This window comes from Pontibacter sp. YIM B11418 (assembly GCF_059278805.1).
In genome coordinates this window covers 424,610-449,946 of sequence record NZ_JCAEMH010000005.1, presented here as the reverse complement: position 1 = coordinate 449,946, position 25,337 = coordinate 424,610, and the positions used below count along the sequence as shown (strand labels likewise).

Annotated in this window: 20 protein-coding genes; 8 read left to right on the top strand and 12 right to left on the bottom strand. The window is 51.8% G+C overall.

Going from position 1 to position 25,337, the window contains the following annotated elements; all coding sequences use genetic code 11:
• Positions 1 to 489 precede the first annotated feature (489 nt).
• The gene (locus AC4QZR_RS14765) at positions 490 to 1,971 is read right to left on the bottom strand and encodes a PQQ-dependent sugar dehydrogenase (RefSeq protein WP_494481605.1); all 1,482 of its coding nucleotides are present in this window, start codon (positions 1,969 to 1,971) and stop codon (positions 490 to 492) included.
• Between the two features lie 195 nt (positions 1,972 to 2,166).
• Here AC4QZR_RS14765 and AC4QZR_RS14760 point away from each other — a divergent pair, with 195 nt between their 5' ends.
• A complete protein-coding gene (locus tag AC4QZR_RS14760; RefSeq protein ID WP_494481604.1) occupies positions 2,167 to 2,871 on the top strand; it encodes a hypothetical protein in 705 nt (234 codons plus the stop codon).
• A gap of 41 nt (positions 2,872 to 2,912) precedes the next feature.
• Here AC4QZR_RS14760 and AC4QZR_RS14755 read toward each other — a convergent pair whose 3' ends face one another.
• From AC4QZR_RS14755 to AC4QZR_RS14745, 3 genes are all read right to left on the bottom strand, one after another.
• Complete coding sequence (locus AC4QZR_RS14755) at positions 2,913 to 4,664, bottom strand: M14 family zinc carboxypeptidase (protein WP_494481603.1); 1,752 nt, start codon at positions 4,662 to 4,664, stop codon at positions 2,913 to 2,915.
• Positions 4,665 to 4,802: 138 nt separating this feature from the next.
• Complete coding sequence (locus tag AC4QZR_RS14750; protein ID WP_253402842.1) at positions 4,803 to 5,246, bottom strand: DoxX family protein; 444 nt, start codon at positions 5,244 to 5,246, stop codon at positions 4,803 to 4,805.
• 40 nt (positions 5,247 to 5,286) lie between these two features.
• A complete protein-coding gene (locus tag AC4QZR_RS14745) occupies positions 5,287 to 5,916 on the bottom strand; it encodes a mechanosensitive ion channel protein MscS (RefSeq protein ID WP_494481602.1) in 630 nt (209 codons plus the stop codon).
• A gap of 120 nt (positions 5,917 to 6,036) precedes the next feature.
• Here AC4QZR_RS14745 and surE point away from each other — a divergent pair, with 120 nt between their 5' ends.
• Complete coding sequence (gene surE / locus AC4QZR_RS14740; RefSeq protein WP_494481601.1) at positions 6,037 to 6,810, top strand: 5'/3'-nucleotidase SurE; 774 nt, start codon at positions 6,037 to 6,039, stop codon at positions 6,808 to 6,810.
• Between the two features lie 403 nt (positions 6,811 to 7,213).
• On the opposite strand, the gene AC4QZR_RS14735 is transcribed toward surE, so the two are convergent.
• From AC4QZR_RS14735 to AC4QZR_RS14710, 6 genes are all read right to left on the bottom strand, one after another.
• Positions 7,214 to 8,476 carry a TonB family protein gene (locus AC4QZR_RS14735; protein WP_494481600.1) on the bottom strand — a complete coding sequence of 421 codons (1,263 nt, stop codon included), beginning with the start codon at positions 8,474 to 8,476 and terminating at the stop codon, positions 7,214 to 7,216.
• Between the two features lie 101 nt (positions 8,477 to 8,577).
• A complete protein-coding gene (locus tag AC4QZR_RS14730; RefSeq protein ID WP_494481599.1) occupies positions 8,578 to 10,017 on the bottom strand; it encodes a TonB family protein in 1,440 nt (479 codons plus the stop codon).
• Complete coding sequence (locus AC4QZR_RS14725) at positions 10,001 to 10,393, bottom strand: BlaI/MecI/CopY family transcriptional regulator (RefSeq protein WP_494481598.1); 393 nt, start codon at positions 10,391 to 10,393, stop codon at positions 10,001 to 10,003. The genes AC4QZR_RS14730 and AC4QZR_RS14725 overlap by 17 nt, the downstream gene beginning before the upstream one ends.
• Before the next feature lie 140 nt (positions 10,394 to 10,533).
• Positions 10,534 to 11,922, bottom strand: a complete 1,389-nt coding sequence (locus AC4QZR_RS14720; protein WP_494481597.1) for a RagB/SusD family nutrient uptake outer membrane protein — start codon at positions 11,920 to 11,922, stop codon at positions 10,534 to 10,536.
• Positions 11,923 to 11,941: 19 nt separating this feature from the next.
• Positions 11,942 to 15,019, bottom strand: a complete 3,078-nt coding sequence (locus tag AC4QZR_RS14715; protein WP_494481596.1) for a SusC/RagA family TonB-linked outer membrane protein — start codon at positions 15,017 to 15,019, stop codon at positions 11,942 to 11,944.
• A 247-nt stretch (positions 15,020 to 15,266) separates the two neighbouring features.
• A complete protein-coding gene (locus tag AC4QZR_RS14710; RefSeq protein ID WP_494481595.1) occupies positions 15,267 to 15,860 on the bottom strand; it encodes a histidine phosphatase family protein in 594 nt (197 codons plus the stop codon).
• Between the two features lie 355 nt (positions 15,861 to 16,215).
• Here AC4QZR_RS14710 and AC4QZR_RS14705 point away from each other — a divergent pair, with 355 nt between their 5' ends.
• The 3 genes from AC4QZR_RS14705 to AC4QZR_RS14695 all read left to right on the top strand — a co-directional run bounded on the left by AC4QZR_RS14705 (position 16,216) and on the right by AC4QZR_RS14695 (position 19,119).
• The gene (locus tag AC4QZR_RS14705) at positions 16,216 to 17,325 is read left to right on the top strand and encodes a glycosyltransferase (protein ID WP_494481594.1); all 1,110 of its coding nucleotides are present in this window, start codon (positions 16,216 to 16,218) and stop codon (positions 17,323 to 17,325) included.
• Positions 17,326 to 17,365: 40 nt separating this feature from the next.
• The gene (locus tag AC4QZR_RS14700; protein WP_494481593.1) at positions 17,366 to 18,460 is read left to right on the top strand and encodes a CgeB family protein; all 1,095 of its coding nucleotides are present in this window, start codon (positions 17,366 to 17,368) and stop codon (positions 18,458 to 18,460) included.
• Positions 18,461 to 18,564: 104 nt separating this feature from the next.
• Positions 18,565 to 19,119: an NUDIX hydrolase gene (locus AC4QZR_RS14695; RefSeq protein WP_494481592.1), complete on the top strand. Its 555-nt coding sequence runs from the start codon at positions 18,565 to 18,567 to the stop codon at positions 19,117 to 19,119.
• Here the strand turns inward: AC4QZR_RS14695 and hisC are convergent.
• Complete coding sequence (gene hisC / locus AC4QZR_RS14690; protein WP_494481591.1) at positions 19,116 to 21,269, bottom strand: histidinol-phosphate transaminase; 2,154 nt, start codon at positions 21,267 to 21,269, stop codon at positions 19,116 to 19,118. The genes AC4QZR_RS14695 and hisC overlap by 4 nt on opposite strands.
• 207 nt (positions 21,270 to 21,476) lie before the next feature.
• Here hisC and AC4QZR_RS14685 point away from each other — a divergent pair, with 207 nt between their 5' ends.
• The 3 genes from AC4QZR_RS14685 to AC4QZR_RS14675 all read left to right on the top strand — a co-directional run bounded on the left by AC4QZR_RS14685 (position 21,477) and on the right by AC4QZR_RS14675 (position 24,180).
• Positions 21,477 to 21,929, top strand: a complete 453-nt coding sequence (locus AC4QZR_RS14685; RefSeq protein ID WP_494481590.1) for a MarR family winged helix-turn-helix transcriptional regulator — start codon at positions 21,477 to 21,479, stop codon at positions 21,927 to 21,929.
• 77 nt (positions 21,930 to 22,006) lie between these two features.
• On the top strand, positions 22,007 to 22,822 hold the full coding sequence (locus AC4QZR_RS14680) for a tellurite resistance TerB family protein (RefSeq protein ID WP_494481589.1): 816 nt from the start codon (positions 22,007 to 22,009) through the stop codon (positions 22,820 to 22,822).
• 164 nt (positions 22,823 to 22,986) lie between these two features.
• Entirely contained in the window at positions 22,987 to 24,180 is a 1,194-nt protein-coding gene (locus tag AC4QZR_RS14675) for a serine hydrolase domain-containing protein (protein WP_494481588.1), read from the top strand.
• A gap of 124 nt (positions 24,181 to 24,304) precedes the next feature.
• On the opposite strand, the gene AC4QZR_RS14670 is transcribed toward AC4QZR_RS14675, so the two are convergent.
• A complete protein-coding gene (locus AC4QZR_RS14670; protein WP_494481587.1) occupies positions 24,305 to 25,162 on the bottom strand; it encodes a DUF4846 domain-containing protein in 858 nt (285 codons plus the stop codon).
• Between the last annotated feature and the right edge of the window lie 175 nt (positions 25,163 to 25,337).

Below are 25,337 nucleotides of genomic sequence, written 5' to 3'. Positions count from 1 at the left end.
TGCATAGCTGGCTTTTGCCCTGGCCGGGCGGGCCTTACTTTTTTCCTTGATGAAAAAAGTAAGCAAAAAAATCAAGACGATTTTAAACTCGCTGACCGCTCAAACACAAAATTGTCACTGGTGCACCGGGCACAGTGATTTATTGCGTAGCTTAAGGGTCAAGTTAGTCTTGCTATACCTGCCAGTGGTTTGAGCTACATCGCCATACCTGTTAAATGGCAGATACAGATTCCCCGTCTTAGACAAGGAGGGGTTAGGGGTGGTTGGACCCGGTATAGTAAAGGAACTGCTACAACTACGAAGCTATACCTTTAAAACAGCAACTGCAGAAATTCCCCTCTTGAGAGGGGCGGGGGTGTGCTTAGCAAGGTTGCAATCTGAATAACTGAAGCTATACCTGTAAAACAGCAAATCCAGATTCACTATACTTGAGCCAGAGGCCCCACTATACCTGTCACAAGCGAGTACGCTCGCGCCATGCCAACACCACTACTCAACCGGCACAACTCTATAAATCGTCCCCGGACTCTCCACCGCTACATAGATATACCCATCCAGACCCATTTTCACATCACGCACACGACCGATGTTTTTGAGGAGCTTTTCTTCACTTACGATCTTATTACCATCCATTTTGAGTTTGCTCAGAAATTGAAAACGCAGCGATCCAACCAGCAAGTCGCCCTCCCAACCTTTGTAACGGTTGCCCGTCACGAAAGCCATACCTGATGGAGCGATAGACGGTACCCAGTACCAGATCGGCTGCTCCATACCTTCTTTTTTAGTCAGTTCGGTGAGTACGGTGCCGTTGTAGTTGATGCCGTAGGAGATAACCGGCCAGCCGTAGTTTTTACCTTTCTCAGCAATATTCACCTCATCGCCGCCTCTCGGGCCATGCTCGTTTGTCCAGATGGCGCCGGAGCGTGGGTGAATGGTCATGCCCTGGATGTTGCGGTTGCCGATGGTCCAGATAGAAGCGACGGCACCTTTTTCGTTTGCAAAAGGGTTGTCGGCAGGTATAGCGCCATCGTCTTTGATGCGGTGTACTTTGCCCGGAGCGCGTTCTATAGTCTGCGCGTTTTCGTGGTGCTGTCCTCGATCTCCTACCGTCACATAAAGCAAGCCGTCGCGACCAAATTCCAGGCGGGAACCGTAATGGTGGCGCGTACGAGCCCAGGGCTGTGCTTCGAAGATCACTTTCTGTTCCGTGAGTTTATTGCCGTCTAGTTTGGCGCGCATCACGGCTGTGGTTGAGAGCATCTGTTCTCCTTCTTTCTTGAAGGCCGAGTAGGAGAGGTAAATCAGGTTGTTTTTCGCAAAGTTAGGGTGCAGTTCTACGTCCAGCAGACCACCCTGCCCCTGCGCCAGCACTTCCGGTGCGCCGGAAATCTTTTGCAATTGGCGGCTACCTTTCGGCAGGCGGTAGAAAGCGCCGTTGCGATCCGTGATCAGCATATCGCCGTTTGGCACAAAGGCCATTCCCCACGGAATTTCCATACCTGTCGCTACGGTATCGAGGCGGTAGTTCAGCGATTCGGAGGTATAGACAGCGCTGGCTGTAGCTTCTTCACTGAAATCGTATTGCTTCACGTTCTGTATACCTTCCTGTATGTAGGCAACCAGCGCCGTAATTTCCTGATCGTTAAAAGTCTGCTCAAAGGCGGGCATCCCTTCCTCCGGGTAACCATGCTTGATGGCGGCAAATAGGTTTTCAGAGGTGTTGCCATGCTTCCATTTGCGGTCGGTGAAAGCTTCCATCTGTTCGCCATGGCAGCCGGAGCAGTAGCTGGCGTAGTTAGTGCGGGCTTTCTCCAGTTGCGCCTCGCTGAGAGCAGCTTCCTGAGCGGAATTTTGGGCAACAGTCTGCGTAGTGGTGTCAGTTGTGCTGGCACTGCTGCCGGAACTGGTGCAGCTATCCAGTGTGATGAGGGCGAATCCCAAAAGGGGAAGCAGGTGTGATGTCTTTAACATAGTATGTGTGTGAATCTTGCGGCTTTACGTGATTGATGCGGTTGTGTATACAAATATAGCTTTCCTGCTTTATTTCAGGTATAAAATCTGTTAAGAGAGACAGGTTAGATATGGACACCATTAAAACAGGTATAGGAAAGCTCCGGGAAGAAAAGTAGTTTAGCCCCCCGTTTCCGAACTGCAACTAACCAAAATATGCTTATTAGACTTTTCCTCCTTTTGATGCTGATGACAGGCGCCGGCTCGGCTTGTCTGGCGCAGCTAACCGCTTCAGACATCCGCCAACTACACAATGCTGCCCGCTATACAGGGAACGAGGAGGATTTGCTCAAGATACTGGGGAAGAACATCCGCTACCCGGCAGCCGCCCAGAGAGCTGACAAGATGGGAATGGCCGTGTTTGTGCTCAAGATTTCGAGAGATGGTAAAATAGTAGAGACAGGGACATTGAACAAAACGCACGCTGAATTCAAAGAGGCGATCGGAAGGGCTGCTGACATGACAAAAGGCAAATGGGCGGCCTCGAATGACACAGCTCAGTTTTTCTATGCTGTTATTCCTGTTTTGTTCGACATCTACGGCAGCGGATATACCTTGCACACCGCCAAGGTGCCGGACTACTTCCAAGTAAAAGTTGTGGTCACGGCTGTCGGCGTACCAAACGCAATGAATGGACTGTATGAAAGGCAGGAAAATGAATATGTAACGCGGGCGAACAACCTTGCCCGGATGGAGCGCCACACGGAGGCAATACTGGCGCTGGAAGAACTGGTCAACCTGCAGCCGCTGCACACTGCATATTACGAGCCGCTCATCGCGCTGCATGAAAAAATAGGCAATACCACCGAAGCTGAATACTACAGGCTGGTCCGGAATCTGTTTGTGCAGGAAGAAAAGTAAGTCAATGAAAAAGCCACCCGCGAAGATGGCTTTTTCTATAACTACAACGGCAATTTCATATCCTTCATCAGCCTACCAACCGGGTACATCTGGTGAGTTGGCTCGTAGTGCGGTGAGTTTCTGTACACGAAGTCCAGTTGGGCGCGGGCGTTCTTGGCGAACTCCGGGTCCTGCTTTTTGCGGGCCTCCAGCTGTTTGCGCAGATCCGGGTTTTTCTTCAGGATCTCAGCGGCCAGGTCCTCGAACACATAGCTCGAAAAATACTCCTTCTGCATCAGGATGCTGTCGAAGAAGTTCCAGTTGAAATACGAGTCCACGGCCTGCGGTTCCAGGGCCTCCACCAGGAAGCGGTTGGCCTCCTGATTCAGGTATACCACGTAGTCGCCTTTCAGGAACTGGCGTGGCATGGTGCGCGTCTCTACTTTGGTACCAGAGTGCAGGTAGTGGCCTTCATACGCACGAGGCGAGGTTTTGTAGTCGGAGATGTAGTAGGTGTCGAGTGTAAGGGTGGTGTCGCGTTTAAGCTGGCGCATTTCCACTTTGTTCAGCTTCAGACGGTCAATCACCTCGCGCCATGCCTGCGGAATGATGTAGGCCACCGGCTTCTCCACCGTCACAGTCGGGGTGAAGGTATTGTAGTAATTGATATTAGTGGAATAAGGCGCTTTACGATCGTAGTACAGGCGTTCCAGTCCGCTCACTTCACTTGGCTTATACCTGGCGGCGTAACCCAGAAATGGGATTTTATCAACTTTGGTCGTATCCAGTTGCCAGTCGAGAGCGAAGGTTTTCTGCGTCAGCGTTTCCTGTTTTGCCTTGGCGCGTATCTCGCCTATTTCTTTGGCGTCGCGGCTCACGGTGCTGATCATGTGCTCCATCAGTTTGTAAGTCGATTGCACCCGCTGGTCGAAGGGCTTGAGCATGTGGGTCTCCGGCACAAAACCGATGGTGTTATACAATGCGGTATACCCGGTAGCATAGCGCGGCGACTCCATGAAACCGATAATGCCTTTCTCGGGTGTCTCGCCAATGGTATTCATATAAGGCACCATCGGAAACTTATCCTTCTTCATGCCTTCATACAGCGTCGGCAGCATTTTGCCCTGCAGGTAGCCGGCCAGTGTCGGGTTCAGCTTGTTGTGCTGCGTAGCTATGAGGGTCATCACGTGCTGGTAGTCGGCACCGTTGGAGGTATGGTTGTCCATGAACACATCCGGGTCCCAGTCGCGGTAGATGAGGTGGAAAGTCTGGGCATTCCGGGAATCGGTTTTGAGGTAATCGCGGTTCAGGTCGAGGTTGCGGGCATTGCCCCGGAAGCCGTAGCTTTCCGGACCTTCCTGGTTGGTGCGGGTATGGCTGTTTCGGTTGAGCGCGCCGCCAATGTTGTAGACAGGTATAATGACCAGCACCACATTATCGAGTTGTTTGCGCTTGCTTTTGTCCTGCAGGTAATCGCGAAGCAGCAGCATGGTGGCGTCAATGCCTTCGGGCTCTCCCGGGTGAATGCCGTTCTGGATCAGCAGTACGCGCTTGTCTTTCTGTTTTACAGATTTCGGATCAAAATCTTTTCCGGTGGAGACGATGACCAGGTGCAGAAGACGGCCGGAGTCGGTATAGCCGTAGGGCACCATTTTTACTTCATCGTAGGCCGCATCGAACTTGCGGTACCAGTCGATGGCTTCGTCGTAAGTGGCGGTCTGGTTCTTGTTACCTTTTTCGTAAGGCGTTTTGAGGTCGTTTTTGTCAGGTGTTCCGGTAGCCAGCAGCGCGGCCAAGAGCAGAGTGGTTAGCATGTGTGGTGTTTACAATTGTTCTTGCAGAGCAATGTTAACCAATTATGCTTAGAAATGGAATCAGAAAATTGTCTGAGCGTTGTTTTTATACCTTGTAAGTTCAGATCAAGGCCTGTCCGAATCGTGCACCGGTATAGGCTATACCTGAAATGTTTTCCGGTTCTTATTGGGGAATAGTGTTTTATCGAGGCTATACCTGCCAGGGCCAATAAAGTAGAGGGCGAAAAAGAGGATGGCTGCTTCAAGCGAGTGGGAGTACCCGCCAAAACCATCGCCGGCAGTGACATGGCGCAGGGTTGCCACCAGCATAGTGATGACGAGCAGCACGGTAACGGGCCTGAAAAACAAACCAAGCACCAGCAGCGCACCACCTACCGTTTCGGCAAAAGCAGCCATAAAACCCCAGAACTCCGGCATAAAATCAATCCCCAGCAGCTGCATGTTCGCTCCGATCTTCGCCCAGCGCTCCGATCCGCCCACCATTTTGGGCCAGCCATGGAGTATGAACATGATGCCGATGCCGATGCGGAGAAGCAACAGTCCGGTGTTTTTATAGCTATAGCGGGCGCGGAGTAATGACATGCGAGCAATAATACGCAATCCGAATAAATATTACAATAACCTAATATATTAAAATGCCACGCACAAGTGTATTGGCAGGTATCTGGTCGGGTTTCAGTTTATGAAGGCTATTCTGATCTAATTGTGAGGAATCCAAGATGAAGGACATACCCGATTTTTCGCTCACAGCCACAAAACCCGCCTCACCTATGCTGGTGTAGTCAATAGGGTGCTGCTGTGCCACCTCACCGTACTTAGACCCGACTCCTATACCCTGGGCTGTTCTGTAGTTGGTGTCGCGGATGCTGATGCGCCATACCTGGCAGTTGGGCTCGCAGAGTTGCTCCACCAGCATGCCGTGCGGGCTTTCCGGATTGTTGAGCACATACGCCGTGTATTGCTGGCCTTCCAGTTGCAGGGTGGTGTCCCTGATCTGCCAGCCTGCCGGCACTTGGCTGCGCATTTCTTCTATGGGCATACCGATCCTGACCCTGCCCGCCTGTCCTTTGGCAAGCACTAAATTAGCCGGGTCTGTGACTTCAGTGTTCGTGTCGGGTTCAACGGTTTCTGACATCGCCCCACCCGCTGTTGTATTTGAGTTGGAGTCCGCTTGACCAGTGTTGTCATGGTCGGCCAGGCAAGCTGCCATACCCACCCCCAACAGGATAGCGTACAATATATTCTTGAGCATAAGGTAAGATTAGGGAATCATTATATTCCTTGTAACCCTGTTCTGAGAGCCGGGGTTGTCGTATATTAGCACCAAAACGGAATTCGTTTCTTTTGTTATACATCAACTAAAAATAATAAAATGGCTTTACCATTAATACTGGTTTCGAACGATGACGGCATCACAGCGCCAGGCATACGTATGCTGGTGAAAGTGGCCAAGAGGATAGGGGACGTCGTAGTTGTGGCGCCCGACGGTCCGCAGTCAGGTATGGGGCACGCGATCACGATCGGGAACACCCTGCGGCTCGACCGCTCCATCGCTTTTGACGATTTGGATATAGAGGCGTACGAGTGCTCCGGCACCCCGGCCGACTGCGTGAAACTGGCCAAGTTCCATGTACTGAAAGACCGCAAGCCCGACCTGGTGGTGAGTGGCATCAACCACGGCTCGAACTCGAGCATTAGTGTACTTTATTCAGGCACCATGTCAGCAGCGATTGAGGCGGCAATCGAAGGGCTTCCGGCTATCGGTTTTTCACTTTGTGATTACGGACACGAAGCGAATTTTTCTCATACCGAGGAGTTTGTGGAACTGATCATCCGGCAGGCGCTGGAGCACGGTATACCTGAAAACACGGCCCTGAACGTGAACCTGCCAAAGAAAAGCAATGAACCCATAAAAGGCGTGAAGGTATGCCGGCAAGCACATGCCAAGTGGCAGGAAGAATTTGACGAACGCCTCGACCCGCGCAACCGCCACTATTTCTGGTTGACGGGTAGCTTCGTGAACTTCGACAAAGGCGAGGACACCGACGAGTGGGCGCTGTTGAATAACTACGTATCGGTCGTGCCCTGCCAGTTCGATATGACTGCCTACCATGCCATGGCTACGCTCAATGAATGGGATTTGTAAGGTGTAGGTCTGCTTAAAATCAAATGGGCTGACCTCTACATGGTCAGCCCGTTTAGTTTAGCTCCCATCAGGGGTAACAGTCACTTTTGTACTGCATCATACCCGTTTCACCTCCTTCGAATACCGGCATTTGTTCTACAAAGGTATAGATGTCCCGTTTTTCAGGTTTTTTTGTCTGAGCAACAGCAGGGCTCAGTAAGCTAATTGTAAAAGCTAGCGTCAGGTATGCAAAGTATTGTAAAGGTGTTTTCATGAAATGAATAAGGTGAATAATCTAGCCCGAGGCTTAAAGAAAAGCTAAATGTAGAGATTATTCTGCTTACTCTAAAAGCTGTAAATAGAAAAACCCCTGGACTGCAGAGCGCAGCGCCAGGGGGCAACCTAACGAGTTTGTATTTATAGCTTATTTATACCTGGTTACCACTACATCAGCGCTTTTCACGTCTTCTGCCGACGGCTTATTTGCACTTCCTTCTGTCACGAATAGTATCTTGATGGTCTGCGAAACCGCCACAGGCTGACCGTCTACCTTGCCCGGGTTCCACATATCTTGTGTTTCCCGAATTGTCTTGGTAATGGCATCGTGAATCTCTTTACCGATCGCTACCGAAAACATGCTGAGAACTTTTCCATCCTCTTTTATGACCAGGTGCACGTCCACACTTCCCTCGAAAGTAGCATTAGCCGGATAGCGCAGATTTTTGGCCAGGTAACGTTCAAAAGAACCTTCTTTAAAAGTCGGCTTCACATCCGCTTCCTCCACTTTATAAGAGTATTTGGTATACTTGGTCATGGTTGGCACGCCCATCTTCTCGCTGCTTTGGCCAGACTCTGAGCTTAAGAACTGTACCGGTAATACTACTTCGGCACCGCTTGGCTGACCGCTTTTGAGGGCCGGTTCCCATTGGCCGGATGTCGCTTTCACTGCTGCCATAGCCGATTCAGCTAACTTGGCGAGGACAGTTTTATTCTGAAGCTGGAATGTAGAAGCGTCCATGTAGTCGAGTTCGGAGCCAGGGCCAACCATTTTCTTGAGTTTGGTACCTTCCAGTCGCACATTCGATACTTGCCCTTCGCGGTCCACATAGAATTTCACCATCACACGGGCGTTCAGGTTTTCCTTTTTGGCTTCGGCGGGCAAGGCCAGATAAGATTGCATGGCTTGCTGCATTGCCTCTGTGCCACCTTTAAAAGCAGGCATGCGGTTGGCTACGGTGTTGGAGGCGGCACGGTCGGCTTCGGTCAGGGCAAACCGGATCGGCAAGGTATAGCGCACCCGCACGACCTCACCATTCTGCCGTCCCGGATTCCACTGGCCACTCATCAGTTTCACAACCCGCAATGCTTCTTCATCGGTTTCTTTGCTGAGCGACTTAACGGTCTTTACTTCATTAATTTTGCCGTCGGTTTCAACTACAAAGCTCAGCACCGCCAGGCCTTCCAGTCCATTGCTTTTGGCAATAGCCGGATACTGGATGTTGGAGCCCAGGAATTTCATCATTTCAGATTCACCGCCCTTAAACTGTGGCATCTGCTCTACATAGGAGTAGGGTTCGTTTCCGGATTTTTTGTTTTGTGCAAGCGCTTCCGACTGCAATCCGAAACAGAGGGAGAGGGCCAGCAGGGGAGCAGCCAGCAAGGTTTTGAGTGTGTTCTTGTTTTTCATGAGATGTAAGTTTTATGGTTTGTTTTAGTTTAGCTAAGGTAACAGAGATCCTGCCCCGGATTTCAGGCCGGGTAAATCAGGTATAAAAATATGTTGGAATACTACTTTATAGCGAAGCGCACTGGCAAGGTATAGCGGACAGGTACAGCTACTCCATTCTGTTTACCCGGAGACCACTGGCCCTGCATTTTTTCCACTACCCGTAAAGCCTCTTTGTCAAGCGATTGGTGAAGCCTTTTAAGGATTGTGATATCCTGCAAGCCCCCCTCCCTGTCTACGACAAAGCTCAATACGACCAGACCTTCTGTGCCTATCTCCTGCGCATCTTTCGGATAACGTATGTTGCGGCCCAGGAACTTCATCATCTCCGTCTCACCACCTTTGAATTCGGGCATCTGCTCCACATAGGTATAGGGCTTTTCAGCCGAAGCTTCTTCTGAGAGCGGGAAAGTAACGGCTGGTTTCACCTTCTCGGTCTCCTTCTTCGCCACGTTGGCTGATTCGGTAGTTGCAGTACTGGCTATTGCTTCGGTTGGCTCCTGACTTATAGCTTCCTGCTTCTGCTCACCAGCAGGTATAGCCGCTTTCCGGGCAGGTGCCGTAACGAGTATTTCCTTCAGCGAAGCGGGTTCGGCCGCAAGAGTTGTCATGTCAGCGCTTACTTTACTGGCCGAGAAAGCTACCAGCAGCATCAGGATAACGGGCAGCACCATAAGCAGCCGTGTTCTGCTAGCGGGTTTGCCATGCAGTTGCAGCATACGCAAACGGCGGAACACCTGGGGTTTCTGGAAATAGCTGCCCACCGGTATACCAGCCATATAGAGCGCTTCCTTGGCCAACAGCGAACTGTACTCTTGTGGCTGGCAGTTCGCCAGTACCTCAGCATCAGCCTGAAACTCGTGCACGTTGCGCAGCTCTTCCTTCATAAGCCATACCAACGGGTTAAACCACAGCACAGCCGTCAAAATCTCATAGTATAGCACGTCGTAGGTATGGCGCAAGCGCACATGGGCCATTTCATGTGAGAGGATCTGCTGCTGCTCATGCACGGACAGATGCTTCATATCGCCCAGAAACACATAGTGCAGAAAAGCAAAGGAAGGGAACTGCCCTTCGGTCTGGAGCACGGTCGCCCCGGCGCTCGGAGATGAAACGGGTTTGGCGGCAGAAGCCAGAGAACGGATACGAACAACCTGCAGGTATAGCCTTAACAGTAGCAATAGACCGACCGCACTATAAACGATCAGAAGCCACTGGCCGGTGGTGAAAAGTGGTGTCTTAGTCGACGCGGCTGAACCATAGCCCACTACCTGCACTTCCTGCAATTGAAAGGCAGGTATAAGGTCGGTAGCAGGAAGCACTGTTTGAAAGGGCAGCGGCAACTCCAGCAGCGGAATGGCCAGGGCAAGAACCGGAGACAGCAACAGGTATAGCCTGTTGTAAAGCAAACCGGGTTGGTTGTGCAGCACGATTCTGTAAAACAGGTATAGCACAAGCAGGGCCAGGGCTGATTGTAGCAGGTAATTAACCGTTGTTTCCATCTTGTTGGTCCTCCTCTTTAAGGTCGTCTTTTACATGGCGCATCAATTGGTCGAGCTCTTTTACATCCAGGTTGTTGTCCTTGGCGAAGAACGAAACGAGCTTTTCGAAAGAGCCTCCGAAATAGCCGCTCATAAAGTTCTTCAGAAAGAAGCTCTTGTACTTGTCTTCGGCCACCAGCGGGAAGTACTCGTGCGACTTGCCAAAGGCGTTATAGCCCACAAAGCCTTTCTTCTCCAGAATACGAACAATCGTAGATACGGTGTTGTAGGCAGGTTTGGGCTCGGGTATCTCCTCCAAAATGTCCTTTACAAATCCTTTTTCCAGTTTCCAGAGAATCTGCATGATCTCTTCTTCGGCTTTGGTGAGTTCTTTCATATGGCTATTGGTTGCTTGGTAGGATAAATATATAACTAATTACTTAGTTTACAAACTAAATGTTTAGTTTATTTTGAAATTGTTAAAAATAAAGGCTCCCCGGAAAGGGAGCCTTTATGCAATAGGTATAGAAGCAAGGCTTAATACCCTTCATTCTTTTCCAGATTAGGATTAATCTCGATCTGTTGCAGCGGAATAGGCCACAGGTTACGGAAGGCCTGTGCATCACAGAAACCAAGTACTTCGCAGGTAAGGTTGTAACGGCGAAGGTCCATAAAGCGCAGTCCTTCGCCCACAAACTCAAGGCGGCGCTGAAGCAGGATTTCACTCAAGGCTGCTCTATTGGTGAGAACAAGCAGCGGACGAAGTCCTGCTCTGGTTCTTACTGAGTTGATGTCAGACAGTACCTGTGGCGATACAGGCAGAATGTTGTCGCCACCATTGGCTGTTTGTCTTACGGCAGCCTCTGCTCTGATCAGGTACATTTCGGCCAAGCGGATGACGATCACGTTATCGGCGTTGTTTACGGCGTCTTCGTACTTCAGCAAGCGACGACGGTTGGCAGAGCCCTCAATGCGAACAGTAGCCGCAAAACGGGAATCGCCATTGGCAGCCGATGCCTGTAATACATTGTACGTATCCTCGCTGACATAAAACTTCTGGCCCGGTGTGTTCGGGTTGGTAGCTGAGCCCAAGCTGTTCTGATCATTCGGTGTGAAATCAATCTCGAAGATAGACTCCGAGTTGCCGCTTCCCTCGGTAGTAAAAATGCTGGCGAAAGTAGGCATCAGCGAGAAAGCGCCACTCTCGATTACCTGGCTGGCTTTGGCTTGTGCCTCTGCGTTGTTTCCGTTCTGTAAATACACACGGGCAAGCAAAGCAGTGGCGGCAAGGTTCGAGGCACGGCGTGGGTCACCAACCTCTACCATGCTTAGCATGTTCTCAGCAGTAGTCAGGTCAGTAATGATCTGAGTATACACTTCCTGCTCAGAAGAGCGCGCCAAATACTGGATATCTGGCAAGCCGGCTGTGGCATTCAACTCAAGTGGCACACCACCAAATACCTTCACCAGGTCAAAGTAAGCCAGCGCTCTCAGAAAGTGCATCTCACCACTGATGGCATCGCGCTGATCTGCCGTGATGGTACCAGCCGTAACCAAACGCTCTGCCTGAGAAATAACGGTGTTGGCACGGTTGATAACCAAGTACATAGTTCCCCAGAAGTTTTCGATCTGCAGGTTAGATGCAGTTAAGGCACGTCGGGCAGCCTCGGCATCTGTGGTGAATGTACCAACAAACTGCATGTTGTCGGAGTAGATCTCGTGGTAGATGGCATATCGGAAGCCATAATAATCTTCAGACTGTAGGGCACTGTAAACGCCAAGTGCTGCCTTGTCCAGCGAATTGAAATCAGTTACGGCAACGTCTGCTTCTACTTGTGTGGTGGGGGCCACTTCCAGTCTATCCTCGCAGCCGGTTAGCACACTCAAACCAAGCGCTGTGGCCAATATATAGGTGTATTTTTTCATCTTGCTAATCGGTTAAGGATTAAAATCCAACATTAATACCAAATGTGATGGTACGGTTCTGCGGCACAGTGTAGAAGTCTACTCCCAACGTGGTGTTACTGGTGCCTGCAAAATTCACCTCCGGGTCAAAGCCGGGATAATCTGTGAAAGTGACAAGGTTCTGCGCCTGGGCGTATACGCGCAGCGTTCTCATTTTCAGTCGCTCACTGATCGTGGATGGCAAGGTATAGCCCAGCACCAGGTTCTTGAGGCGCAGGTAAGAGCCATCGTAGATGAAGCGCGAAGAGTTGCTGCGGCCGTTGTAGTTCAGGTCTTCGTAAGTGGCACGAGGCACGTCGGTTACGTCCCCTTCCTGCTGCCACCTGCCCAGCACGTCTTCCAGCATGTTATCGTCGTAGCGGCCCAGGTGCATCTGGTACTCACGCGACGGCATAGCAATGTCGTTGCCATAGGAGAATTGGAAAAACACGTTCAGGTCGAAACCCTTGAAACGTACTGTATTCGTCAAGCCACCTATAAAGTCTGGCTGGGCGTTGCCGATTACCGTAAAGTCATCGTCAGTAATGATACCGTCGTTATTGATGTCGCGATAGTTTACGTCGCCAGCCAGCGTGCCATTAAACTCGGTTTTAGAAGCTGGAACCTGGTCTTGTCTGCTGTAGATGCCGTCAGCGACCAGGCCGTAAAACGTACCAATCGGGTAGCCCTCGCGCAGCACGATGGAGTTGCCGCCAAAACCGTAGAATATGTCCTGCCCTTCGTAGAGCGAAGTCACCTTATTGCGGTTGCGGGCAATGTTAAAGTCCGTAGTCCAGTTAAATCCATTGCCTGGGTTGGAAATGTTTACCGTGTTGAGGGCAATCTCAAAACCCTTGTTCTCTGTAGAGCCCACGTTAAACTGCACGCTTGAGAAACCGCTCTGGGTAGGTATAGGGCGTGCGAATAGCAGGTCGTCCGTCTTCTTTACATAGTAGTCGACGGCCAGATTAACGCGGCCGTTCAGGAAGCCAAGGTCGGCCCCTACGTTAAACTGCTTGGTAGTTTCCCACTTCAGGTCGGGGTTAGCCAACTGAGATTGCGCCAAACCAGACAGATCGAGGTAGTTGCTGCCACCTGTGTAAAGGGCCAGGTAGCGGAAATCACCAATTTCCTGGTTACCGGTTACACCATAAGAGGCACGGAGTTTCAGTTCGCTCATGTAGTCAAGACCCGACATGAAGTCTTCTTCGATCAGTCTCCAACCGGCAGAAACCGATGGGAAATAACCATAGCGGTTGTTTTCGCCGAAGCGCGAAGAACCGTCAGCACGGAAGTTCACACCCAGTAGGTACCTGTCTCTGAAAGAGTAGTTCACACGGCCAAAGAACGATACCAGTGAAGACTCAAGTTCGGAGCCCGTACCAGCGTTTACGCGGGCTGCGCTCGATACGTAACGGAAACGCTCACTGGCAAAGCCCTCGCCTGTCACACTGGTGCTGCGGATCACATTGTCCTCGTTGCTGGCGCCAATTACGGTAGAGAAGCTGTGGATTTCGTTGAAAGCTCGGTTGTAAGCGAGTGTGGCTTCTAACAGGCTCTTCGACACAGTAGTCGTGGCATTGATCGCCTGACCACCCTGCGCCTCAAAAGTAGCACCAGGGAAGTTGGCTGCGCTGTAACGGCGCTCATCCACATTCAGCACGTCTATACCGCCCTTCACCTGAAAGTCAAGACCAGGTGTGATGGTGTATTTGGCAAAGGCATTGCCTACGGCGCGCAAGTTGCGTGTCTCGTTATCGTTTTCACGGCCTTCAGCCACAGGGTTAGTATAAAAGAAGTTTGGATAAGAGTACGTTCTCGTTTCTACGTCAGTGTAAACCGGCCAAAGCGGAGAGGCTGCCAGTGCATTGGCAAATGGACTGGTAATGGAGTTATCGCTGATAATACGATCGCTGTCAGATCGGCTGAGCTGGATGCTGGTACCTAGTGCGAATTTGTCATTCGCCTGGTGGTCCAGGTTCAGTCGGGTAGAGTAGCGCTGGTAGCGGCTGCCGATCACGACGCCTTTCTGATCGAAGTAGTTACCAGACACATAATAGCGTGTCTTCGGATCGCCACCGCTGAGTGAAATTTCATAATTCTGAATACCAGCCCTGCGGGAGATTTCATCTACCCAATCCGTATCCGTCAGCGGGAAATCAACTCCGTTATAATAGAAGTCAGTAAATTCCTCTGGCGTGTATTGGCCCTCCGGTATATAACCATCATTTACGAAAGCCTCCATCATGATGTCGGTATACTGCTGGGCATTCAGAAGTTTTGGTTTCTTCCAGTAATTCTGTGTACCCGCATACATGTTGAAGTTAATCTGCGTCTGACGGGCGGAGCCACGCTTGGTTGTGATCAGCACAACGCCATTGGCAGCACGCGAACCGTAGATGGCAGCAGCAGAAGCGTCTTTTAGAATGTCAATGGACTCGATGTCGTTCGGGTTGATGTCTGTAACAGCGTTAACGGATTGCCCCCCAAAGCCAAGTTGTGAAAAATCACCTGTTGTAAGAGGCACACCGTCCACTACATAAAGCGGCTGATTACTGGCAGAGATAGAAGTTGCACCACGCACACGCACGGTAATACCGCCGCCGGGCGTACCTGAGTTTTGAGAGATCTGCACACCAGCAGCACGGCCCTGCAGCGCCTGGTCAACACCTACAACCGGCAGGTTCTGAATATCCTCAGATTTTACCTTGGCAGTAGCACCCGTTACCTCACGACGCTCCTGCGTACCATAACCTACCACCACTACTTCACTCAGCTGCCGCTCGTCAGCAGCCAGCTGCACATCTATGGTGGAGCGTCCGCTGACAGGTATTTCCTGACGCTGCATACCGATAAAGCTGAAAACCAGTGTGGCGTTGGGTTGTACGGTCAGGGTGTATTCGCCATCGACTCCTGTAGTGACACCATTGGAAGTGCCCCGTTCCAGCACGGTAACACCCGGTAGCGCAGAGCCGTCAGTGGCAGCGGTGACCCTACCTGTTACAGTTTGAGTCTGAGCCCAGACACTCCCTACAAGTGCCAGGACTAAAAAGAAGCTCAATAGTATACTCTTCTTCATATTAGTTAAATTTGATTTACACTTAAGAACGTTTTTACGGAAATATTGTAAAGAAATCGAAGAAATAATTTACTTATGTTAAATAAAATATAAGTAAATATTAAAATAGATATATTTTATAGAAGGCAAAAATCAGCACCTCCCTAATATGTTGCTTACAGATTAGACTTCGTGAAATAGAAAAGTATAGTATATAGGAAAGCGAGTTCTCAGGTATCTACCGCTTCAATTCCCGGTGTTGTTGATGTTATTTCTTCTCCAGCATCGTCACACTCAAGAAGCCGCTGCCCTCTTTAATGACCGACTTCCAGCCCATGTCCTGCAGGTACCAGCGTATAAAGTTGTTGAGCAGGCCATGCGCCACCAGTATCACGGGCGGGTTATGCTCGGCCTGTTGTGCCAGAAAGGAAGCCGCTTCCCGTGCCCGCTGCTTCGCCTGCCTGAACGTTTCGATTCCCTGGCTGTTGAAGCCCAGCATCCAAAACACCCTGGCGCTCACCAACCAAAGCCGGATGGGTAGCCGTAGCAGAGGCAGGGAGAAAATGCGGCGCTCAAACTCCCGGAACTCGTGTCGTACCACTAATTCCACCTCCTCCCCGAATATCTGTCGGGCAGTGAGCTGCGACCTTTTCAGGGTGCTGCAGTATACCTGCCGAACCTCCTGATAGGGAATGGCCTCGTGTTCCATGACAAACTGCTCCACCTCCGCTGCGTCGTAGGCGCTGATGTAGTTGCTTGCGTCCGCCTTGCTAAAGTATCCCTTTTTAGGCACCACTGGCCGCGCATGGCGGATCAGGAAGATACGCCCTTTGGTACGACTGGTCTCTGGTACTCCTCTCAAAGTAAGGCTTGCGTGGTTCAAACATGTTATACGCAAGGCGTAAACCTACGATGCCTGAGCGCCTTCTGAAACCCCAAATCCTGGCAATTGTTCTGGGGAATAGCGAGCATAGGGTATAGGTATATTAAAAAATCGTAAAAAACCGAGAATCACACTAACGGAATCCGGCTTGCACCCGTAATAGAATGCACTGCCGGCAGACGCTGGCAGGCCAGCCGTTGGCCCATCCTTAAACCTGGCTGGTACGCTTACCAATTTCTATACTTGTCGCCAAAGCTGTTCCGCAACTGGACGGAGAAGGTATACCGGCCCGAACAAAAACATGATGTAACACATATCTACACCAGAAAAGATAATGAAGATACCCCTTTACCCATCGACTATCCTGATGACTGCCGATACGGTTGGCAGCGTATGGACGTATGCACTGGAGCTAACAAGAGCCGTAGCATCGCATGGCACCAATGTGGCGCTAGCGACTATGGGAGAGCCCATGAGCGAGGAGCAGCGCGCGCAGGTTGAAAGCATCTCCAACCTCACAGTATATGAAAGCGAGTATAAACTAGAGTGGATGGACTCCCCTTGGGAGGACGTAGAGAAAGCCGGAGAATGGCTGCTGCAACTGCGCGACCAGGTGCAGCCTGACCTGATCCACCTCAACCACTTGAGCTTCGGAAGCTTGGACTGGGGCAAACCCGTGCTGGCAGTGATCCATTCGTGTGTGTTGTCGTGGTGGCGCGCCGTGAAGCAGGAGGAGGCCCCGAAGAAGTGGAACAGGTATAGCGAGATGGTGCGCAAAGGACTGCAGGCAGTTGAAATCGTGGTAGCGCCTACGCAGGCCATGATGCACCAGGCTGAGGAACTATACGGTCCGTTCAAACACAGTGCCGTGGTGTATAACGGCCGTGGACAGCAGTATTTCCAGTTCGGACGCAAAGAACCATTCGTCTTCAGCCTGGGCAGGGTGTGGGACGAAGCCAAGAACATTTCCATGCTGGCGCACATCGCTTCGGACCTGCAGTGGCCCGTTTACATAGCCGGCGAAGGCAAGCACCCGGAAACGGGGGAGGCCATGGAACTGGAAAACGTATACTTCCTGGGCCAGCTTACCAACAAAGAGGTGACTGACTGGCTGTCCCGAGCGTCTATTTATGCGCTGCCCGCCAAATACGAGCCTTTCGGACTGACGGTGCTGGAGGCAGCCATGTCGGGTTGCGCGCTGGTAGTGGGCAAGACTGAAAGTATGGCCGAGGTATGGGGCAATGCCGCCCGGTACGTAGACCCGGCCAGTGCGGACGAACTGCGCGATACGCTCGAGAACCTGATAGAAGACGAATTTTGCCGCAACATCATGGCTTGCCGTGCCGTGAAGCGCTCGCATGGATACACCGCCGACCAGATGGCCCAGGACTACAGTTATCTGTACGGGCGTCTGATCGAGGCACCGGTTTCGGTCCCTAAATGAAAATCTAGCTTATCTTTACCAAAAACTGTCAGACAACGACATGAATATCGTTATACTCGGCCTTTCGATTACGACTTCCTGGGGCAATGGCCATGCCACTACTTACCGTAACCTGGTGCGGGCACTGCACGCCAATGCACACCACATCCTGTTTCTGGAAAGAAAGCCAACGCAGCGTACTGCCCCCGATTTAGGCGAGCCTGATTTTTGCCAGCTCGGCACATATGCCTCGTTCGAGCATCTGCGCCAGTACACGGAGCAGGTGCGGGAGGCTGATATGGTGATCGTAGGATCCAGCCTGGCGGAAGGCAATGCTATCGGGAAATGGGTGATCGAGACGGCAAAGGGCATCAAAGCTTTCTATGATCTGGATGCCCCCGCTACCCTTACCGAACTGGAAGGCCAGGGACCGACTTACCTCAATGCGAGCCTGATACCTGCCTTCGACCTATACCTGTCCTGCACAGGCGGTCCGGCGCTGGAGCTGTTTGAACAGAAATATGGTGCCCGCATGGCACGGCCGCTGTATTTTTCAGTCGACCCGACACTATACCACCAGGAGTACCGCGAGATCAAATGGGACCTGGGTTACCTGGGTGCTTATTCAGAGGACAGGCAGTCGACCTTGCAGAAACTGATGGTAGATGCTGCAGCGCAGTGGCCCGCCGGACGTTTTGCGGTGGCTGGTACCAAATATCCCGAAGACATGGGTTGGCCCGGCAACATCACTATGCTCCATCACCTGACGCCAGTTGAGCACCGCGATTTCTTCAATAGCCAGCGCTTTGCCCTGAGCATCGCCCGCGCCGGCACCAGCCGGTTTGGCTATACCCCGAGCATGCGACTTTTTGAAGCGGCCGCCTGCTGCACGCCCGTCATCTCTGACTACTGGGAAGGTATAGAGACCCTGTTCGAGCCTGAGTCTGAGATTCTCATCACCAAGAGTGCCTCCGAAACGCTCCGTTATCTCCGCGAGATCTGTACATCTGAGCGGAAGGCGATCGGTATGCGGGCGCGTCGCAAGGTAATGGCGCACCACACGGCCGCACATCGCGCCCATGAGCTGGAAACCTACGTCGGGGAACTCATGACTCTGGACACTTCCAATGAAGAACAGCTGGAGGTGATCAGCTGAAATAAACTTGTTTAAATTGCATAAGCCATACCTGATATGCTGTGAAGCAGGTATGGCTCTTTTTTGTGGGGTAGCCACTGCTCTGCACTGATAATTTGAAAACAATGAAGAAAGGAATAGAACGCTGGAAAACACTCAAGTCGGATGTTGTATTTAACCACAAGTGGTATACCTTGCGCCGCGACCATGTAGAGCTGCCCAACGGTCACCAGATGGATGATTATTTTGTAAGCGTGCGCCCCGATGTGGTGCTCACGTTTCCGGTCACCGAAGATGGGCACGTGCTCTTTGTGCGACAGTACAAACACGCTGCCAGCGATATTTTCATCGAGTTGCCGGGTGGCGTAATTGATGCGCACGAAACTGACCCGCGGGAAGCAGCCCGTCGCGAACTGCTGGAAGAAACCGGCTATACCTCCGATGACGTAGAGTTGCTCCTAGAAGTGATTGACAACCCGACAAAGGACACCAACAAGATCTATTTCTTCCTGATGCGCAACGCGCGCGAAGTGGCTGCCCAAGACTTGGACGAGAGCGAGCACATCGAAGTGCTGAAAGTACCCCTTCAGGAAGTGGAGCAAATGGTGCTCAGCGGACAAGTGCATGTGTCGGGCTCGGTGGCACTCTGCCTGCTGGCCCTCCGCAAACTGGGGCTTTAGTCAGCTACCTGCCAGGCAGTGGCTGCGATGATGTTGGTGTTTTTCCAATGCAAGGTATAGCCAGCCGTATGCGCGGCCAGACTAAACTGCGGGTGCAGGTCCAGCTCCTCCTGGATCTGGGCTGCTGTCACCAGAACCGGAGCGGGTTTAAAACCATTGCGTATGAGGCGGTGCTGCCAGGCATCCAGTCGTTCATGGCGCTCTACGCGGTCACTTCCTTCAAAGGCCACCACATTAAGGATCTCTCTTCCAAAAAACTCCTGTTCAATCACGCGACGCTCCGGCATATCGGCAGGCAGCAGCGTGTCCAGTACATCAAACACGGTATGGTAGTGGCGCAGAGACTCCCGCAGTCGGGGCAGAAAATCGAGTCGGTTGTGCTCGGAGTCGGGCTCGGTGAGGGTGAGCAACTGCGGACGCAGCGTCCGGATCTGCTCCAGTACCCGGTCGCGCTGGTCAGGTATAGCCACTAGTTCGTCGGCAAGGTGGTGCAGGGTGAGCGCCGCATTCACGATCAAAGTATGGGAAGGGTCGATCTCCAGCGACTGCAGGTCGAAGTCTTCGAGGCGGGTGGCCACATAGGTATAGCTGAACTCTAGTCCCAACCGCTCGGCATGTGCTGCCAGGCGGGCACCGGTAGCCCGCAGCTTGTACGCCGGGTCATCATTGCTGCTGTCCGGTATGTCAATGCCCGTGAGGTGCAGGCTGGGGTGCTCACCGGGCAGGGCTGCCAGCAACTCCATCAGATGAAACCATTGCAAACCGCTGCCTATACCCAGATCGAGCAGGTATACCGATGACTTTCCGGCAATGGTAGGCAGGATGGAGTGGTTGGCAAAGCGATGCCCGAAAGTGACCAGCGGCGTGGCCGTTACCAGTACATTGAAGGCCGCGATCATGTCCATCACCCCAAAATTAGAAGCATAGAGATTGCCGGAGTCCTTGGTTATACCTTGCTGGCAGCGCAAGGCCAGGGCACGCGCAAAAGCCTGCGCGATGCGGCCCTCTGCATCTGTTTGCCCGGCTGCTCTGTCCAGCAGATCGTGTGCAACGGCTGCCGCCCCTTCAGGCTGATCCTGTACCAGGTAGCCCAGGTTAAGCACATGTGCCAGCAGAGGCTGTGTGTCGTATACGCGGGAAGGGTGTAGCAATTCTTGTAGCATTTGTAGGAGGTATAGCTGGTGCTCGTCCGGGCCTATGGTCAGGCGCAAGGTATGGTGGTCGGCGCGGCGCACCAGGATAAGGTTTGCGAGTAAGTAGTTGTGAATTTCATCGGCGCTGTAGCCGCCGGCATCCAGTAGCAGAAAGTTGCCCTGTGATGGCCAGAACTGCACGCCCATTCTATGCAGGGCCTGTTCCAGCTTTCTTTTCCCGATCTGCGTTGCCTGCAGCGTCATCTGCAGGAAGTGCTCATCCTCCAGGGCGGCCAGGGCAGCGACCTGGGCCAGTTGGTTGACATTGTAAGGTTGTTTCACTTCCAGCACCTGTTCAATCAGGTAGCGTTGCGCGATCATATACCCGATGCGAACAGAGGCGAGTCCGTAGGCTTTGGAGAAAGTGCGCAGCACGACCAGGTTAGGATAGCGCGATAGCATGGCCACCGCGTCGGCACAATCGGGGGCGGTAACATACTCGATGTAAGCTTCGTCGACTACGACGGTAACATGTGGCGGCAGCGAGTCGAGTACCTGCTCCAGTTCAGCGGTTGTCAGGTAAGTCCCGGTCGGGTTATTGGGGTTGCAGAGAAAGCAGAGCCGCGTAGAAGGCCTTACTTGACGTTTTAAAGCCGCAACATCGATCCGATAGCTGCTGGTGAGCGGAATTTCCGTGCAGGGAATGCGCAGCGCGCGGGCTTCCTGGCAGTACAGCGGGTAGGAAGGCGTGAAAGTCAGCACTTCCCCGTCCCTGTCATGACCACAGAAACGGCGCACCAGGAGCGAAATCAGCTCTGCCGAGCCGCTTCCCACCACAATTTCGTCGGCCCGTACCCCTAATTTGGTGGCCAGGGCATGTCGCAGGTCGGAGGCGTCGGGGGTGGGGTAACCGTGCACGCTGTTCAAGGCTTGTTGCATGGCGGCAAGCACCTGCGGTGATGATCCGAACAGGTTTTCGTTGGTGGCAGCTTGATAAGGGAGGCGTTTGGTTTCCATATACAGATGGTGCGGCGGGTTGGTGATGCCTGCAATATAGTACTTAGGAAATGTATATGATACTTTTTGTCTAAGGTTTAAACATAAAAAAATAATAACAAAGTTAAATTCTCTAACTTGTTCCGCTTGGCGAAGTAACTAAATGTTTGGAAATGTTGTATATACAATTATTGCAAGCGTTATTGCACCCTACTAGATTTTTTTCACATGAAGTTAGAAGATGAATTAAAGATGCCGAAGTTTAGGAACTCCTACCAAAAGGCTTCCCTGAACCTGATGTTTACGGGCGAGTGGATGATGGCACGCGTCGACAGCCTGCTCAAACCCTACGATATTTCTTCGCAGCAATTCAATGTGCTGCGCATCCTCAGAGGACAACAGGGGAAACCCATCAACCTATTCACGGTACAGGAGCGCATGCTCAACCGCATGAGCAATGCTACCCGATTGGTAGAGAAATTGCGTTTGAAGGGACTGGTGACCCGCGAGCTTTGCGAACAGAACAGGCGCAAGGTAGAGATTGCCATTACAGCCAGAGGCATAGAATTGCTCGATAGCCTGGATCCGCTGATGCAACAATTGGAAGAGGATACATTTAAGAACCTGTCGGCTGAAGAGGCCCAGCATCTTAGCGATACGCTGGATCGGGTAAGAGACTAACCGAGGCAGTATGTTCCACTACGCTTAACTTCTGACAAGCCCTATCGTTTAAAAGTCAGAAAGAACACTAAAAAGCTATGGAACAAGAACAAACCACATTATTGAAGGATTATACCATGGAAGAGAAGGGCGCCTATTTAGCGGCCCTTGCTTCCATGGCCTCCGCCGATGGGCATGCCTCTGAAGAGGAACTGGAGTTTCTGAGGGTATTGAGCGAAGCAGCCGAAATGCCTGAGAACGTAGAGCAGGAAGTGCTCTCTATTGCCCAAAACCCCTCCCAAATCAGCCTGAAACGTGTGCTGGATGTATTGCAGAAGAGTCAGTTGCGCTTTTCCTTCATCACCGATATCATCAGCTTTGCCAAGGCAGACGGCGAGTATACCCAGGATGAGCAGAAGCGCATTCAGGAGATGGCCAACTACCTGGGTGTGGACCAGAAGCAATACAGTGTGCTCGAGCAGTTTGTAAACAAGGCAGACGAAGCACAACAGCACGGCGAGGACCCGACAACACAGTCCTTTATGAGTAAGAACGGTTTCAGCGATATGTTCAAAAATGCCGGTATCTCCCCGCAAATGGTGCAGGGTATACTAGGTATAGCAGCGCCCATTGTGCTGGCCCGCCTGATGAGTGGTGGCAAACGCCGGGGTGGCGGCATGCTCGGAGGTATGGGCGGTGGCCTTTTGGGTGGTCTGCTCGGTGGCATGATGACGGGTCGTGGCGGTCTGATGGGCGGCGGCCGGCGCTCAACCAGCGGTCTGGGCTCCATGGCTTCCGTGCTGGGCGGCTTAAACGGTCGTAGCCGCTATGGCGGCATGGGTTCCGGCGGACTCGGCAGTTTGCTGGGCGGACTGTTTGGAGGCGGTAAACGGGGCGGTGGTACCAGCTGGTAGGTATAGCCAAGTATAAGCTATACCTGTAGACGTGGTAAGAAAAGTATGAAGAGCGGGAGGTGTGCTATACCTACCGCTCTTTTTTTTGTGATAACAGCGCCGGACTAGCAGTTATACCTTACTTTGAGTAGTTTTAGAGAGATCTTCCATACCTATCAGACACGATGATAAAAAGTAAAATTTTATACCTGGCGCTGGCCTTGGCGCTCGGGTTTTCTTCCTGTCAGCAACAGCCGCAACAACCTGTTGTAACTGAACAGGCGCAAGCCACAGAAGGCAATGTATACTACCCGGGCAAAGGAGATAACTGGGAAAAGAAGCAACCCGGGCAGCTAGGTATGGATGCCGCTTTGCTACAGGAAGCCGTGGAATGGGCCAGACTGCAGGAAACGACTCAGATGCCGAAAGACTTCTCTACACAGGAAGAGATTTTTGGCAAAATGCTCGGACCTATACCTGATGACAGGGCCAGCACCAACGGCATCATCCTCAAAAACGGCTACATCGTGGCCGAGTGGGGAGAAACCGAACGGGTGGATCCGACCTATAGCGTAGCCAAAAGCGTGCTTTCTACCATTCTAGGTATAACGATTGATCGTGGCATGATCAAAGATGTTCGCGATCCGGTAGCGAATTATGTACAGGACGGTGGCTATGATTCGGAACAAAACCGCAAAGTAACCTGGGAGCACCATGTGCGGCAAACCAGTGAGTGGGAAGGCGAACTCTGGGGCAAAAAGCATGACTTCGTGGGCAAAGAGGAATACGGACGTGGCGAGCGCAAGCCACGTGCGCTGGAGGAGCCGGGAACCTACTATGAATACAACGACGTGCGCATCAATCGCTTTGCTTTGTCGCTGCTGCGCCTCTGGAAGAAGCCTATACCTGAGGTGTTTAAAAATGAAGTGATGGATCCGATCGACGCCTCCAATACCTGGGAATATGTGCCCTACCGCAACTCATATGTAGAAATTGACGGCAAGCGTATGCCCTCGGTGAGCGGCGGTACCCGCTGGGGCGGCGGCCTCGGGATAAGCGCCCGTGACGAAGCCCGTTTCGGCTACCTCTTTCTCCGCAACGGCCGCTGGAAAGACAAGCAAATTGTGTCAGCAGAATGGGTGAAGGAAGCGACGACCTCCCGCGGACCTGTTGGTCCTGACTACGGTTACCTCTGGTGGCTCAACACCGAAGGCAAAGCCTGGCCAAGTGCCCCGACTACCAGTTATGCCGCTCTAGGTGCCGGGCAGAACACGATCTGGGTAGACCCCGAGCATGATATCGTGATCGTGTGGCGCTGGCATAACGGTAACCCGGATGAGTTGATCAAGCGGGTGTTGGCAGCGGTGAAGGAGAATTAGAATTGCTGATTGCTAATTGTTGATTGTTATTTAGAATTGTAAAGTGGCAGGTATGGCGCGAGCATCTTCGCTCGTGTCTACTTTAGTGGGTCCTCTGTTCCCTTTTTATAGTATCCTCCAAGCATCAAAACCGCTTCAAGTGACTCCGCTGAAACGTCCACTCCGGCGTGAGAAGCGGGCCACTGAAGTTGCTGCTATACCAGGGGCTTATACCTGGGTTCATCGGATTTTTCAGAATCTGGATTTCCTGAGCCGGCATATAACTCTGGGCGAGCAGGAACAGCTTTTCTCCTGTTTGCGCATCAACCGCCATATCCATTACGATTACAGCATGGCCGGGACTTCCGCCCTTGATGAACACATCACCAATCTGAATGTCTTTCATCGAGACAGCTTTCATTTCTTTCTCCAGCGACAGGGTGCCGGCATAAGTAAACACGACTTGCAGGTAATTTTTGAAAGAAGCATAGGCAGTTGATGGAGCTGCTTTTTTTACCCATGAGCAATCATTGCCTTTCACTTGTACCCGGTAACCCTGCTGCCATTTGCTATAGTCTACCCGGAAGCCGCTCGTGAAGTTAAAGTGAATCGCATCGTATTTTTCCTGCCCATACAAATATTCAGCCCGCAGTCGCATAACAGCATCCGCGCATTGCTGCAGATCGCGGGTGCCAACATCTATGTCGAGCACAGCATCATAAATATTGTCGTTTGGCTTGATGGCACCGTTGTAGTAATGCACCTGTGTGCCATGCGGTTTTAACTTGAAATGCTGTAGATAAGCTCCAAAAGTATTCTCGGGTTGCACAGCTCTTTTATAACCTCTCGGTGGGGAAAACCTCTCTGCTATTGTCTTTCCTGCAGGGTTAATCAGTATTTCGGTCTCGGCTATACCTTCAGGAATTTCTGCTGTCACCTGCTCGGCTTTGGAACTGCAGGCGGTGAGCAAAATGAAGAGAGCGCTGTACAGGTATAGCGGCATGGGACGGAGGTTAAGTTATGAACTAAGTTAATAGTTATAATTGGATTTGCAAAGGGTTTATCAGTTAAGTAGTTGGTTAATATAGGTGAATATGTAAAAGATTCTTTATAGGGCCAGAGGACTAAAGCCGTCAGCATAAGCTTTCTTATGTCATTTCGACCTGGGGTAGGGGGCC

What these genes read in the sequence shown, in the direction of transcription:
- AC4QZR_RS14705 (WP_494481594.1), top strand. Translation starts at nt 16,216, where the DNA reads ATGAAGATACCCCTTTACCCATCGACTATCCTGATGACTGCCGATACG.
- AC4QZR_RS14750 (WP_253402842.1), bottom strand. Translation starts at nt 5,246, where the DNA reads ATGTCATTACTCCGCGCCCGCTATAGCTATAAAAACACCGGACTGTTG.
- AC4QZR_RS14720 (WP_494481597.1), bottom strand. Translation starts at nt 11,922, where the DNA reads ATGAAAAAATACACCTATATATTGGCCACAGCGCTTGGTTTGAGTGTG.
- AC4QZR_RS14715 (WP_494481596.1), bottom strand. Translation starts at nt 15,019, where the DNA reads ATGAAGAAGAGTATACTATTGAGCTTCTTTTTAGTCCTGGCACTTGTA.
- AC4QZR_RS14760 (WP_494481604.1), top strand. Translation starts at nt 2,167, where the DNA reads ATGCTTATTAGACTTTTCCTCCTTTTGATGCTGATGACAGGCGCCGGC.
- AC4QZR_RS14765 (WP_494481605.1), bottom strand. Translation starts at nt 1,971, where the DNA reads ATGTTAAAGACATCACACCTGCTTCCCCTTTTGGGATTCGCCCTCATC.
- AC4QZR_RS14755 (WP_494481603.1), bottom strand. Translation starts at nt 4,664, where the DNA reads ATGCTAACCACTCTGCTCTTGGCCGCGCTGCTGGCTACCGGAACACCT.
- AC4QZR_RS14670 (WP_494481587.1), bottom strand. Translation starts at nt 25,162, where the DNA reads ATGCCGCTATACCTGTACAGCGCTCTCTTCATTTTGCTCACCGCCTGC.
- hisC (WP_494481591.1), bottom strand. Translation starts at nt 21,269, where the DNA reads ATGGAAACCAAACGCCTCCCTTATCAAGCTGCCACCAACGAAAACCTG.
- AC4QZR_RS14675 (WP_494481588.1), top strand. Translation starts at nt 22,987, where the DNA reads ATGATAAAAAGTAAAATTTTATACCTGGCGCTGGCCTTGGCGCTCGGG.
- AC4QZR_RS14730 (WP_494481599.1), bottom strand. Translation starts at nt 10,017, where the DNA reads ATGGAAACAACGGTTAATTACCTGCTACAATCAGCCCTGGCCCTGCTT.
- surE (WP_494481601.1), top strand. Translation starts at nt 6,037, where the DNA reads ATGGCTTTACCATTAATACTGGTTTCGAACGATGACGGCATCACAGCG.
- AC4QZR_RS14685 (WP_494481590.1), top strand. Translation starts at nt 21,477, where the DNA reads ATGAAGTTAGAAGATGAATTAAAGATGCCGAAGTTTAGGAACTCCTAC.
- AC4QZR_RS14700 (WP_494481593.1), top strand. Translation starts at nt 17,366, where the DNA reads ATGAATATCGTTATACTCGGCCTTTCGATTACGACTTCCTGGGGCAAT.
- AC4QZR_RS14680 (WP_494481589.1), top strand. Translation starts at nt 22,007, where the DNA reads ATGGAACAAGAACAAACCACATTATTGAAGGATTATACCATGGAAGAG.
- AC4QZR_RS14745 (WP_494481602.1), bottom strand. Translation starts at nt 5,916, where the DNA reads ATGCTCAAGAATATATTGTACGCTATCCTGTTGGGGGTGGGTATGGCA.
- AC4QZR_RS14725 (WP_494481598.1), bottom strand. Translation starts at nt 10,393, where the DNA reads ATGAAAGAACTCACCAAAGCCGAAGAAGAGATCATGCAGATTCTCTGG.
- AC4QZR_RS14735 (WP_494481600.1), bottom strand. Translation starts at nt 8,476, where the DNA reads ATGAAAAACAAGAACACACTCAAAACCTTGCTGGCTGCTCCCCTGCTG.
- AC4QZR_RS14695 (WP_494481592.1), top strand. Translation starts at nt 18,565, where the DNA reads ATGAAGAAAGGAATAGAACGCTGGAAAACACTCAAGTCGGATGTTGTA.